The 12925-nt window shown below is 68.8% G+C and carries 11 protein-coding genes; 5 read left to right on the forward strand and 6 right to left on the reverse strand.

Annotation, left to right across the window (positions count from 1 at the left end; all coding sequences use genetic code 11):
• Nucleotides 1-134 precede the first annotated feature (134 nt).
• Nucleotides 135-1253, forward strand: coding sequence for a hypothetical protein (locus AB4851_RS05965; RefSeq protein ID WP_414448848.1), 1119 nt, complete (start codon nucleotides 135-137; stop codon nucleotides 1251-1253).
• A gap of 207 nt (nucleotides 1254-1460) precedes the next feature.
• Entirely contained in the window at nucleotides 1461-1616 is a 156-nt protein-coding gene (locus tag AB4851_RS05970; protein WP_414440493.1) for a hypothetical protein, read from the forward strand.
• 145 nt (nucleotides 1617-1761) lie between these two features.
• On the opposite strand, the gene AB4851_RS05975 is transcribed toward AB4851_RS05970, so the two are convergent.
• From AB4851_RS05975 to AB4851_RS05985, 3 genes are all read right to left on the reverse strand, one after another.
• Entirely contained in the window at nucleotides 1762-5307 is a 3546-nt protein-coding gene (locus AB4851_RS05975; RefSeq protein ID WP_414448849.1) for a heavy metal translocating P-type ATPase, read from the reverse strand.
• A gap of 129 nt (nucleotides 5308-5436) precedes the next feature.
• Nucleotides 5437-5736, reverse strand: a complete 300-nt coding sequence (locus AB4851_RS05980; protein WP_414448850.1) for a putative quinol monooxygenase — start codon at nucleotides 5734-5736, stop codon at nucleotides 5437-5439.
• A 44-nt stretch (nucleotides 5737-5780) separates the two neighbouring features.
• Nucleotides 5781-6134, reverse strand: coding sequence for a DOPA 4,5-dioxygenase family protein (locus tag AB4851_RS05985; protein WP_414448851.1), 354 nt, complete (start codon nucleotides 6132-6134; stop codon nucleotides 5781-5783).
• Nucleotides 6135-6478: 344 nt separating this feature from the next.
• Here AB4851_RS05985 and AB4851_RS05990 point away from each other — a divergent pair, with 344 nt between their 5' ends.
• Both AB4851_RS05990 and AB4851_RS05995 read left to right on the forward strand, forming a co-directional pair.
• Nucleotides 6479-7912: a DUF1254 domain-containing protein gene (locus AB4851_RS05990; RefSeq protein ID WP_414448852.1), complete on the forward strand. Its 1434-nt coding sequence runs from the start codon at nucleotides 6479-6481 to the stop codon at nucleotides 7910-7912.
• Between the two features lie 244 nt (nucleotides 7913-8156).
• Nucleotides 8157-8483: a low molecular weight protein tyrosine phosphatase family protein gene (locus AB4851_RS05995; RefSeq protein ID WP_414448853.1), complete on the forward strand. Its 327-nt coding sequence runs from the start codon at nucleotides 8157-8159 to the stop codon at nucleotides 8481-8483.
• A 16-nt stretch (nucleotides 8484-8499) separates the two neighbouring features.
• Here AB4851_RS05995 and AB4851_RS06000 read toward each other — a convergent pair whose 3' ends face one another.
• The gene (locus tag AB4851_RS06000) at nucleotides 8500-9396 is read right to left on the reverse strand and encodes a LysR substrate-binding domain-containing protein (RefSeq protein WP_414448854.1); all 897 of its coding nucleotides are present in this window, start codon (nucleotides 9394-9396) and stop codon (nucleotides 8500-8502) included.
• A gap of 99 nt (nucleotides 9397-9495) precedes the next feature.
• Here AB4851_RS06000 and AB4851_RS06005 point away from each other — a divergent pair, with 99 nt between their 5' ends.
• Nucleotides 9496-10419 carry a DMT family transporter gene (locus AB4851_RS06005; protein ID WP_414448855.1) on the forward strand — a complete coding sequence of 308 codons (924 nt, stop codon included), beginning with the start codon at nucleotides 9496-9498 and terminating at the stop codon, nucleotides 10417-10419.
• Nucleotides 10420-10465: 46 nt separating this feature from the next.
• On the opposite strand, the gene AB4851_RS06010 is transcribed toward AB4851_RS06005, so the two are convergent.
• Nucleotides 10466-11668, reverse strand: a complete 1203-nt coding sequence (locus AB4851_RS06010; RefSeq protein WP_414448856.1) for a PLP-dependent aminotransferase family protein — start codon at nucleotides 11666-11668, stop codon at nucleotides 10466-10468.
• Nucleotides 11669-11699: 31 nt separating this feature from the next.
• On the reverse strand, nucleotides 11700-12872 hold the full coding sequence (locus AB4851_RS06015) for an NAD(P)/FAD-dependent oxidoreductase (RefSeq protein WP_414440429.1): 1173 nt from the start codon (nucleotides 12870-12872) through the stop codon (nucleotides 11700-11702).
• Between the last annotated feature and the right edge of the window lie 53 nt (nucleotides 12873-12925).

Raw genomic sequence — 12925 nt, forward strand, 5'->3', positions numbered from 1 at the left:
GCGGCCCTTGCTCCATGATCGAATCCCGAGTGCCATCCCGTCCCCGTTCCCCCCGCTCTTCCCGTGCGACGAAGCCGGCTCGCCGGCGCAGCGCCGCCGCGGCTGCGAGCGGCGATTCGCCCGCGCGCGCGACCTTGCGTGTCGAGGGTGACGGCGTGGCGGTGCCGGCTTCCGTGTCTGCTGCGGTGGATGAAACGGTGGTGGCGGCGGTGACGGATGCGCAAAGCGAGCACGCGATCGACTTGTTCGGTGAAGTGCCGGCCGGTGGGCACGACGGGCAGGCGCGGAGTGCGGTGGCGGGGGCCGCCGAGCACGAGGCCGCCATGGAGGCTGTTGAGGCCTTGGCGCAGAGTTCGCAGCAAGGCAGCTTCGATGGCTTCGATCTGCCTGCCGAAGCCGCGACGGTGGAGGGGCAGGCGGCTCCGGTTGCTGTGCCGGCTTCGTCAACCGCCTCGTCGACGGCGAGCGACGCACTCGCGCAAGCCATCGCGAATACGGATGCCGTTGCCGAGGCGATGGCGCACGAAGCGGAACCTGCCGTCGATGTGACCGAAGTGGTCGCGGCGGTGCAGGAGGCGGTGGCGGGTTTGGCGGCTGCCGACGTGGTTGCGGCTTCGGGCGCTTCGGCCCCCGACGCTTCGGCCCCCGACGCCACCGCCACGCAAGCCAAGGCAGGTGCCGGCAAGCGCGGTGGTGGCCGACGCGCCGAATCGGGCGCGGCGAAGCGCAAGGCCGCGCCGGCCGTGGCGGTGGACGCGAACGCGGCGACGCCCGCGCCGGTCACCGAGGCCATTCGCAAGCCGGCATCGGCCGTGAATCCAAGCCCGAGCCTCGCCGCCGAAGCCGCGCCCACGCCCGCCGAGGCGGCCCCTGTTATCGATCTCGACGCGCAACTGAATCCGCTGTCCGATCGCCTGCGCATGCTGCAGCTCGAAACCGTCGACCTGCGCCGCGCGGCCGACCGCGAGATGCGTCGCGTGAACCGCCTGCTGCTCGCGCTCGCGGCGGTGGTGCTGATCGCGATCGTGGCGCTGGGCCTGCAGACGACGGCGCTGTCGAGCGCGCATCGCGACGCCGACGCACTGCAACGCCGGGTCGATCGCCTGACTTCCTCGCAGGAAACCCAGCAGGCCAATCTTGCTGCGATGCAACAGCGTGCCGACGAACTCGGCGTGCAGGTGCAACGCCTGACCAATCGCAGCGCCGTGGCTCTGCGCCCGCAACCGGCCCGCCGCGAACGCCGTCCTCGCTAGGTACAACGGGCTTCGACCCTGAAATGATCAAGCCGGCCGTCTTGCGACGCGCCGGCTTTTTTATTCGGGGCGGCATGCTGTGCGTCGGCATGTCGCGTCGCGTTTACCGCACAGAATGCTGCGGCGCACTAGATTTGATTGGGGAAAACCCTTAATATTCGTTCCTAGGGAAAACCCTGATCACCACTGCCCAGCCGGGAGCCGCACATGACCCTCATCTTCGCCCTGCTTCAAAAGATCGACGATCTGTTCGTTTCGCCGCATCTGCCGCTCGATCGCGACTACTCGTACGCTGCCCGCCACGCGGAAGCCGAGCGTCAGCGCAAGTCGCACATCTCGCGTTTCGGCCTGCTGCGCCGCTGATTTCCGCCGCATTCCTGCTGCCGTACGTTCGATTCGTGTCCCCGATTCGTCACGATTCGTCCCGCTGAAAAACCAAGAAGCTCGCGCGCCGCATGACGGTGCGCGAGCTTCTTGGCATGGGTGCGCGCCAGGCGGCGCGCCGGTTTCAGCGTGCTTCGCCCTTCCACATCTTCAGCAGCAACGCGTTCGTGACCACGCTCACGCTCGAGAACGCCATCGCCGCGCCCGCGATCATCGGGTTCAGCAGCCCGGCCGCCGCGAGCGGCACACCCACCAGGTTGTAGACGAACGCCCAGAACAGGTTCTGACGGATCTTGCGATAGGTGCGGCGCGAGATGTCGATCGCGGCCGCCACCAGCGCCGGATCGCCGCGCATCAGCGTGATGCCGGCCGTGTTCATCGCCACGTCGGTGCCGGTGGCCATCGCGATGCCGATGTCGGCGGCGGCCAGCGCCGGCGCGTCGTTGATGCCGTCGCCCACCATCGCCACCACGCCGCCCTGCGTGGCGGCCTTCAGTTCGCCGATCACGCGCGCCTTGTCGTCCGGCAGCACCTGGCTGTGCACTTCGTCGATGCCGAGTTCGCGCGCGACGGCCGCCGCGCTGCCGCGGTTGTCGCCCGTCACCAGCACCGTGCGGATGCCGAGCGCCTGGAGCTGCGCGATCGCGTCGCGTGCGCCGGGCTTCACCGTGTCGCCGAAACCGATCAGCGCGAGCGCCGCGCGCGGCGCGTCGAGCCGCATCAGCCACGACACCGTGTTGCCGGCCGCTTCGAGTTCGGCGGCGCGTGCGCCGGCCGCGCCCGCCACGTCGATCTCCAGTTCCGCCAGCCAGCGTGCGCTGCCGATCGCGTAGCGCGTGCCGTCGACGCGGGCTTCGACGCCGCGTCCGGCCACGGCTTTGGCGTCGCTGACGTGGCCGGCGTTGTCGATGCGATCGGTTGCCGTTTCGGCGTCGAACGCCGCGACCAGCGCTTGCGCCAGCGGATGATCGCTGCGCCGCTGGATCGCCGCGGCGATCGCGAGCGCGTCGCCGCGCGCCGTGCCGATCGCCTCGAAGGCGGTGACCGACGGCTTGCCTTCGGTCAGTGTGCCGGTCTTGTCGAACGCCACCACCTCGATGCGTTGCGCGAGTTCGAGCGCGAGCGCGTCCTGGATCAGCACGCCGTGCTTCGCGGCCACGCCGGTGCCGGCCATGATCGCGGCCGGCGTGGCGAGCCCGAGCGCGCACGGGCAGGCGATCACCAGCACCGCCACGGCGTTGAGGATCGCCGTTTCGGCCGGCGCGCCGGCCAGCAGCCAGCCGGCGAACGTCAGCAGCGCGAGCGCGAGGATGGTCGGCACGAACACGGCGCTGACGCGATCCACCAGGCGCTGGATCGGCGCCTTTTCGGCCTGCGCCGATTCGACCAGCCGGATGATGCGCGACAGCGTGGTTTCCGCGCCCACGGCCGTGGTTTCGACCGTCAGCGCGCCTTCGGCGTTGATCGCGCCGGCCGTCACGCGGTCGCCGGCCGATTTGGCGACCGGCAGGCTTTCACCCGTGATCAGCGATTCGTCCACGTGTGACGCGCCTTCGACGATCGTGCCGTCCACCGGGAAGCGCTCGCCGGGCCGCACCGCGACGCGCGAGCCGACGCGCAGCGCGGCCAGCGGCACCTCGCGTTCCGTGCCGTGCTCGACGAGCCGTGCTCGCTCGGGGCGCAGCGCGTTCAGGGCGCGGATCGCGTCGGTGGTCTGGCGCTTCGCGCGTGCTTCGAGCCATTTGCCGAAGCGCACCAGCGTGACGATCACCGCTGCCGCCTCGAAATACAGATGTTCGGCGTGACCCGGCGCGCGCAGGAGCTGCCAGACGCTGAGGCCGAACGCGGCCGAGGTGCCGAGCGCGACGAGCAAATCCATGTTGCCGGCGCGGACGCGCACGGCGTGCCACGCGGCCCGGTAGAAGCGCGCGCCGAAGCCGAACTGCACCACCGCCGCGAGCGCGAATTCGAGCGGCGCGGGCAGCATCAGCGATGCGCCGAGCAGCGCCGCGACCATCGGCGCGACGAGCGGCGCGGTCAGCACGGCCGAGCCGATCAGCAGGAGCAGGTCGCGGCGGGCCTCGGCGGCCTTGCGTGTTTCGCCACTCGGGCGGGGCGCGGACGACGGCTGGGCGTCGGCTGGCGTGGTGGCGGCCGTCGCGGTGGCGCGGTAGCCGGCCTGTTCGACGGCGGCGATCAGTTGCGCGGCCGACAGCGACGCGTTGCCGCTGATGCTGGCGCGTTCGGTAGCGAGGTTGACCGAGGCGCGGGACACGCCGGGCACTTGCGCGAGCGCCTTTTCGACGCGGCTGGAGCAGGACGCGCAGGTCATGCCGCCGATATCGAGTTCGATCGGTTGAGGTGCAGCGGCGGTGCCTGGGGCCGCTTCGGCGGTTTCGTCGGGCGTGGCGCGATAGCCGGCCTTTTCAACGGCGGCGACCAGTTGCGCGGCCGACAGCGACGCGTTGCCGCTGATGCTGGCGCGTTCGGTGGCGAGGTTGACCGAGGCGCGGGACACGCCGGGTACTTGCGCGAGCGCCTTCTCGACGCGGCTGGAGCAGGACGCGCAGGTCATGCCGCCGATATCGAGTTCGATTGTCTTCGTGGAAGGTGCTTCGGCTTCCGGTGCGACGTTCGCGACCTTCTTCGGACGCGGTTTCGGCATCGGTACAAACGTGACGGCAACCGGTGCGGGTTCGGGCTTTGGTGGTTCGGCTTCGATGGCGGACGTTGCCTTGATCGCGCCGACCGCGTCGATTCGTTCAGCCGGATAGCCGGCCGCGGTTGCGGCGTCGATCAGCGCTTGGATATCGGTTTCAGCACCGGGAGCCAGTTCGACCGTGGCTTGCGAGGCAGCCAGATCGACTGTCGCCTGAGCCACACCCGGTACTTGCGCGAGTGCCTTCTCGACACGGCGGGCACAGCCGCCGCAAGTCATTCCGCTGACGTGAAGCGTCAACGGAGCGGGCGCGATTCGTTCCGCCGGATAGCCGGCCGTGGTTGCAGCATCGATCAGCGCTTGGATATCGGTTTCAGCACCGGGAGCCAGTTCGACCGTGGCTTGCGAGGCGGCCAGATCGACCGTCGCCTGAGCCACACCCGGCACTTGCGCGAGTGCCTTCTCGACACGGCGGGCACAGCCGCCGCAAGTCATTCCGCTGACGTGAAGCGTCAACGGAGCGGGCGCGATTCGTTCCGCCGGATAGCCGGCCGTGGTTGCAGCATCGATCAGCGCTTGGATATCGGTTTCAGCACCGGGAGCCAGTTCGACCGTGGCTTGCGAGGCGGCCAGATCGACTGTCGCCTGAGCCACACCCGGTACTTGCGCGAGTGCCTTCTCGACACGGCGGGCACAGCCGCCACAGGTCATGCCGCTCACGTTGAGCGTGACCGGAGGTGTCACAGGCGCAGCGGGCGTCGCAGCCGCCACCCGCTCCCGCACCTCCGCCCGATATCCGGCCGCCGCCACCGCCTCGACCAACTGCCCCGCATCGACATCCGGGGACGCGCTGACCGTGGCGGAATGGCCCGCCAGATCGACTTGCGCGGCATGCACGCCCGGCACCTCGGCCAGCGCTTTTTCGACGCGGCGCGCGCAGCCGCCGCAGGTCATGCCTTCGACGCCCAGCTCGGTGGTGTCGAAGGCAGCGGGATGGGACAGATCGTTCATCGTGAAATCCGGTCAAGCGCGGCCGAAGCCGACAATGACCGAAGTATCAAGCTTCCCATGATGGGAAGGTCAAGCGTTTTATCGACGAATCGGCAAACCGACGAATCGACAAACCGGGGCCGACGCCCCTCAGTCGCCCAGTTCGCTGAGGAGCGAGATATGCAGCGGCTCCGCCAGCAGCGGTTTCACGGTTGCCGCGAACGCCTGGAAATGCGGCGTGCGCTCGTGCTGGGCGATCGCGTCGCGGTCGCGCCAGCGTTCGATGAAGACGATCCGGTCGGCGCGATCGGTGTCGCGGTAGGGGATGTAGGCGAGGCAGCCGGCTTCCTCGCGGCTCGGGCCGGCGACGCGTTGGGCGGCTTCGGCGAGCGCATCGCCGGTGCCCGGGGCACCCTGCAGAACGGCGACCAATTGAATTTCGGATGACATCGTGTGAACTCCTGACAAGGGATGGAAATGCCGACAAGCTCGATTCAGCCTAACAAGGCCTCGAGCCGCAAGCTGTGCGAACGGCCGATCCAGACGGCCGAATCGCGATGGTCGCGCAGCGCGTCGCCGGTGTTCGGGTGGACGAACACGTCGAGCGCGCCGTGGTTCAGCGCCAGCCAGCCGAGTACGGGCGTCAGCTCGGCGCCTTCGAACGCCAGTTGATACGACCACATCGGATGCGGGCCGACCGGGCGCTCGTGAAAGCGGCCGATCTGCACGCGCTGGCCGAGTTGTTCGCCGATCGTCTCGCGCAAGGCCCAGGCGGCGTCGCGGCTCGCGGCGTCGAAGTAGATATGCGCGTGCCAGCTCGTGATGCCGGCGGGATCGAGAAGAGTCATGAGCGGATTGGGAGAAGGAAGCGAACGCTCATTGTGCGCGATTTCGCCGATGGCTTCCTTCCGGCGCCCAGCGGCCGCGGCCGTCGCGCGCTGCTTCGAGCATGCGTGTGCTTATTTCATCAATCGGTATCGTTTTCATCGGATTGTCGTGTTTTTAGGATGCAATGCGCTTCGACCCCGGATAAGGTGTGCATTCACACTGTTTTTGTTGCAATGCGCGCGGTACGATGCACGCCGTTCGACGCGTCGAATGCAGCCCGCCACACGCTACGAGGAAGACCCGCGCGTATCGGCTGCCGGTCAACATGTGCAGCCGGAACAGGCTGCGCCGTGCGCCCAAACCAATGACAATCTCTCGCCAAATTTTTGCCGCCCGGCTCAGCGCCGGCGCGGCTGCCGTTCTCGTGTTGCTGGCCGGCTGCGCTTCGCAGCGGCAGCAACAGCCTGACGTCGTCGCCAGCAAGACGGGCTGGATGCGCAGCGAAGTCGCCGATTCCTATGTGTATGCCTACCCGCTCGTGATGATGGATGTCGCGCGGGAGGCCGCCACGTCCGGCGGGGGCGCGACGCCCTACAACACGCTGCGCTACGACGCCGCGCTGCCCGCGCCCGGCGCGATCAATCCGCCGCTGCCGGGCGTCGATACGCTCGATGCGAGCGGCTGGCTCGACGTGAGCGCCGAGCCGGCGATCGTGTCGCTGCCCGACGCGCGCGGCCGTTATCTCGACGTGCGCGTGCTCGACATGTGGACCAACGTGGCGTGGTCGTCGGGCGCGGATACGGTCGGGCGAGGGCAAACGATTGCCTTCGTCGGCCCCGATTTCCACGGCACGCTGCCGGCCAACGTGCGGCGCGTGGACCTGCCGTCGCAGTACGCGTGGATCGGCGTGCAGGTGCGCACCGGTGGTGGCCGCGATCTGGCCGAAGCGCGGCGGCGCCAGCACGCGGTGCGCGTGACGCCGCTGTCGGCCTATTCGGCGCGGCCGTCGCGCGCCGAGGCGAAGGCCGCGAAGGATGCCGCCAAGCTTGCGGATACGCCGGCCGATGCCGCCACGGCGGCTACCGCGGCCGATCGCGTCGCCGCGCTCGACGCGAAGGCGTTCTTCTCGCGCTTCGCGGCCGCGCTGCACGACAATCCGCCGCCGCAAGCGGACCCGCACGTCGCGCAGGTGCTCGACGAGATCGGCTTGCAGCCCGGCACGCCGGTGGACTGGAGCGGCGAAAAGCTGGCGGCGGCCACGCGCGGCGTGGAGGATGCGCGCACGCGGTTGACCGCGCCGCCGGCGAACGTGCTGTCGGCCGACGGCTGGCACTGGCTCGGCGGCGACGCCGGCCATTACGGCCAGGATTACGCGTTGCGCGCCTACGCGGCGGCCACCGGCTTCGGCACGGGCACGCGCGACGACGAAACGGTGGCGGTGGTAGCCGCCGACAACGACGGCAACACGCTGAACGGCGCGAACCGCTACGTGCTGCATTTCGCGTCGCGCGACCTGCCGCCGGTGCGCGCGTTCTGGTCGCTGACGCCGTACACGGCCGAGGGCGCGTTGCCCGACGTCGGCAAGGCGCGCCGCTCGATCGGCGGTTACGACCGGCTGCAGCGCAACCGTGACGGCTCGGTCGACATCGTCGTGTCGGCCGCTTCGCCGGGCCGCGCGCATGCGGCGAACTGGCTGCCCGCGCCGCGCGCCGATTTCCGGCTCGCGTTGCGGCTGTATGCGCCGAAGCCGGAAGCGACCGATGGAACGTGGCAGCCGCCGGCGGTGATCAAGCGTTGAGGGGTGCCGTTCCGCGCACGAGGAGAAATCAATTCGCCTCGAGGCCGCGAAGGGCTCGCCGGATGTTGCCCGGTCCGTCGTGCGTGGATCGACTGCATGGTCTCGCTGGAGACCATCGCTATGTCCATACGCTGCGGGGCAGGCAGGGCGGCGCCACGATGCTCGGGCGTGTCCTGCTGCAACCGAAGGCAACCGCCAGCCTGCGGGCGAGCGACGCGCCGCACGCCAGCCCAAGCCCCGCATCTTGACCCGCGCCCTCTTCATCTGCAGCCGCAACCGGCTGCGCAGCCCCACCGCCGAAGCCGTGTTCGCCGGATGGCCCGGCGTCGAAACCGATTCGGCCGGCCTGGCGCCCGATGCCGACACACCCGTGTCGCCCGAGCATCTCGCGTGGGCCGAGATCGTGTTCGTGATGGAACGTTCGCACAAGGCAAAGTTGTCGAAGGCGTTCGCCGCGCACTTGCGCGGCAAGCGTGTGGTCTGCCTCGATATTCCGGACAACTACGCGTACATGCAGCCCGAGCTGATCGCGCTGCTGGAGCGCAAGGCCGGGCCCTTGCTGCGGCCGTGATCTCGATGGCCGCGCATTAATTGCCCGCGCCCGCCGCCATGCTCGCGATCATCCACGCCTTCAGCGCCGCCGCGCTCGGCGGCAGCGCTTCCGTGCGCGGATGCACGAGGTAATAGCCGTTCGGCAACGGCAGCGCGGCGTCGAACGGCTCGACCAGCGTGCCTGCCGCCAACTCCGCTTCCACCAGCACCGGGCTCGTCAGCACCACGCCTTGCGCGCGCACGGCCGCCTCGATCGCCATCAGCGATTGATCGAACTGGATGCCGGCGATGGCGTCGATTCCAGCGTCGTCGAGCGGGCCGAAGCGCGCCAGCCACGCGTGCCAGTGCGGATGCAGCGTGTTGTGCAGCAACGTGGCGGTAACGAGGTCGCCGGGGCGCTTGAGCTTCAGGCGCTTCGCATAGGCGGGGCTGCAATAGGCGTGCGCCGCATCGGCGCAGAGCCGCTCGACCGCCAGATTGGCGTCGATGCCATCGAAGTGACGCACGGCCAGATCGACGCCATCGAGTTCGAAATCGACGATCGCGACCGACGTGGACAGGCTCAATGCGATGCCTGGATGCGCCTGCAACAGGTCGGCCATGCGCGGCGCGAACCACTTGGCGGCGAAGCTCGGCGGCATGGAAATCCGCAGGCTGTGGTTGCGTCGCTCGCGCACGCGCCGGCTCGCCTGGACGATTTCCGCGAGCGCGGGCTGGATGCGCGCGAAATAGGCGCGCCCCTCGGCGGTGGGCGTGACCTGGCGGATCTGCCGCACGAACAGCGCGATGCCGAGCCAGTCCTCCAGCTTCTGGATCTGCTGGCCGACCGCCCCCGGCGTCACGCTCAACTCCTGCGCGGCAAGAGTAAAACTGCCCAGGCGCATCGCGGCTTCCATGGCTACCAAGGCTTTCATCGGCGGAACGGGTTTCATGATGAAGTTTTTCTATGTCATGGCGGAATTTATATGGTTTGTACCGCATCGGCGCAATCCCGACAATCCGGAGCACGACAATCCTTCGAACCCGCCGCCATGAATCCCGCTTATCTCGCCTTCGTCGCGCTCGGCCTCATCTGGGGCACCAACTTCCTGTTCATGAAGTGGGCGAGCGTGGATATCTCCACCATGCAGATCGTGTTCCTCCGCACATTGTTCGGATTCCTGCCGATCCTGGTCGCGGCACTGATCCGGGGCGATCTGAAATGGCGACACCTGCGCCACGCGCATCATTTCCTCGTGATGTCGCTGCTGGCCACGGTGATCTACTACTATGCGTTCGCGAAGGGCGCGGCGCTGTTGCCTTCGAGCGTGGCCGGCATGTTGAGCGGGGCGATTCCGGTGTTCGCGTTCATCGCCGCGTGGGCGTTGCTGCGGCAGGAACGCCCCACGGCGCGGATGTTGATCGGCATCGCCTGCGGTTTCGCAGGGGTCCTGATGATCGCGCAGCCGTGGCGGGCGCACGGTGCGGGCGTGAACCTGGCCGGCGTGGCGTATATGGTGGCCGGCTCGTTCAGCGTGGGCTGTTCGTTCGTTTATGCGCGCCGGTATTTGTCGGGCCTCGACCTGTCGCCGCTGGCGCTGTCGACCTGGCAGATCGGCTTCGCGCTGGCGGTACTGAGCGGCGTGACCGATTTCCACGGCATCTCGGCCATCGAGCACGACACGCGCGCCGCGCTCGGGCTGGTGCTGGGCCTCGGGCTGACCGGCACGGGCGTGGCCTACATCCTGTATTACTTCATCGTCGGGCGGCTCGGCGCGGTGGCCGCGTCGGGCGTGACCTACATCCCGCCAGTCGTGGCGCTGGTGCTGGGCGTGTCGATCGGGCACGAGACGGCGCAGGTGCTCGATCTGGCGGCGATGGTGGGGATCTTCGCGGGGGTCTATCTGCTTCAGCGCGGCAAGCCGCGCGCGGCGGCGCAAAACGGCGCTACGGGGCATCGCGCACAAGTGCGATAGAACGACGAAGCACGTGCCGATCGCGGTCGCTCTCGGCTTGCAAAGCTCAACCGGCCGAACGCGCTTCCTCGTAAGCCCGCCTGAGCCGGCCCGCTCCTTCCTGAATTTCCTCCACCCCTGGCGCGGCGAACGAGAAGCGCAGCGCATGCGGATCGACCTGGTCCGCATAGAACGCCTTGCCCGGCACGAACAGCACCTTGTTCTCGATCGCGCGGGCCAGCAGCGCGTCGGCGGCCACGTCGGCCATGCGCGCCCACACGAACATGCCACCCTGCGGTTCGTGGAACGCCACGGCCTCGCCGAGCTGCGCGCGCAACGCGCCGCACAGCGCCTCGCTCTTGCGCCGATAGGCGGCCGTGATGCGCGGCAGGTGGCGATCGAGCGCGCCGTCGGCCAGATATTCGGCGGCGGTGGCCTGCGGCCACGGCGCGCTGCACAGGTCCACCGTCTGCTTGGCCACCACGCAGCGGCGCGTGATCTCGGCCGGCGCGACGCTCCAGCCCACCCGCAAGCCCGGCGCGACGATCTTCGAAAGGCTCGCGAAATGCACGATCCAGTCGCGCGAGCCGGGCACCTCGGCACTGAGCGCAAGCATCGACGGCAACGCCTCGCCCGAAAAACGCAGGTCGCCGTAGGGGTCGTCCTCGACGATCACGAAGCGGTGTTGCGCGGCAAGCTTCAGGAGTGCGATGCGACGCGCGCGCGACAGCGTGGCGCCGGTCGGGTTGGCGAAGGTCGGCACCGTATAGAGCAGGCGCGGCGCCGCTACCGCGCCCGAATCGAGCAGGGTGGCCAGCGCAGCCACGTCGAGGCCGTCGCCGTCCACCGGCACGGTCACGATTCGCGCCTGCTGCAAGCGCAGCGCCTGCAGCGTGGCCGGATAGGCCGGCTGCTCGGTGAGTACCACGTCGCCGGGGCTGACCAGCACGCGCAGCAGCAGGTCGAGGCCCTGCTGCGAGCCGGTGGTGACGAGCAATTCCTCGGGCGCGCAGGCCGCGCCGCGCTGTGCCATCAGCTTGAGCAACTGCTGCTTCAACTCGGGCAGGCCGTCGGTCGGGCCGTATTGCAGGCAGCGCACCGGTGTGCGAAACGCGCGCGCCGACGCCTCGCCGAGTCCCTCCACGTCGAACAGGTCGCTGGCCGGGTAGCCGCCCGCGAAGGAAATCATGCCGGGCACGCTCAGGTATTTGAACAGCTCCCGGATCGGCGAGCCCGTGGGGTGTTGGAACGGCGCGGTGAATGCGTACATGTCGGTCGATCAGGAAGGCGGGTGGGGAAGGCTAGACGACGTTGCGCTCCACGATCGGGCGGTTTTCGAGCACGCGCGCCCAACTGAGCGACGACAGGTCGAGCGAGCCGTAGCGGCCCGACAGGATCAGCTCGCTGACGCCGCGCCCGGTGGCCGGCCCCTGCTGCAGGCCGTGCCCGCTGTAGCCGTTGGCGAACACGCAGTTGTCGATGTCGGGGTGGTAGCCGATGATCGCGTTGTGATCGAACACGTTGTATTCGTAGTAGCCGGACCAGCAATTCTCCACGCGCAGCGCCTCGAATTCCGGCACGCGATGCGCGAGCGTCGGCCAGATCACGTCGTCGAACAGCGCGTGATCGACCTCGTCGAGCGGCAGGTCGTCCGGATCGTTGTCCGGCGACGGCGAGGTGCCGGTGATGTAGGTGTTGCCCTCGGGGCGGAAGTACACGCCAGTCGGGTCGATCAGCAGCGGGCTGTGCGCCAGGCGCGCCGGCGACGACACGTTGAAGATGCTGCGGCGGCGCGCATGCACGGGAATCTCGATGCCCATCAGGGTGGCGATCTTGCGCGCCCAGGCGCCGGCCGCGTTGACCAGCGTGTCGCACGCGTAGCGTTCGCCCTTGGCGTCCACCACGTGCGTGACCTTGCGGCCGTCGAGCACGAGGCCCGTCACGTCGGTGGCCACGTAGCGCGCGCCGAGCGCCTGCGCCTTCTTGCGCAGCGCCTGCACCAGCCCGTAGCCGTCGAACCAGCCTTCGCCGCTGCGGCCGTAGGCGCCGGCGGCGAGGTCGTCCACGTTGAGCCAGGGGAATTTGGCCTTCAGCGCGTCGGCGTGCATCAGGTCGATGTCCGCGCCGAGGCTTTGCTGGAGCGCGTGGTTCTCGCGCAGGATGGCTTCGCCGGCCGGCGTGGCGAGGAACAGGTAGCCGCCTTCGTGCAGTTCGATCTGCGGGCGGTGGCCGTCCACTTCGAGCAGCCCGCCGATCTCGCGCAGGAACGCGATGCCGTACAGCGACATCTGGATCGACAGCGGCGTGGAGAACTGCTGCCGGATCGACGCGGCCGACAGCGCCGACGACGAGCGCGCATAGCTCGGGTCGCGCTCGATCACGGTAACGGACACCGTCGGGTCCGACGCACGCAGGAAATAAGCGATGGAACTGCCGATCACGCCGCCGCCAACGATAACGACTTGAGAACTCACGTCTGGCTCCACATTGGAGAATTCAGGATGACTGATGATTGCATCCGGATCGA

The sequence above is a fragment of the Burkholderia sp. 22PA0099 genome, assembly GCF_047497165.1.
GTDB lineage: Bacteria > Pseudomonadota > Gammaproteobacteria > Burkholderiales > Burkholderiaceae > Burkholderia.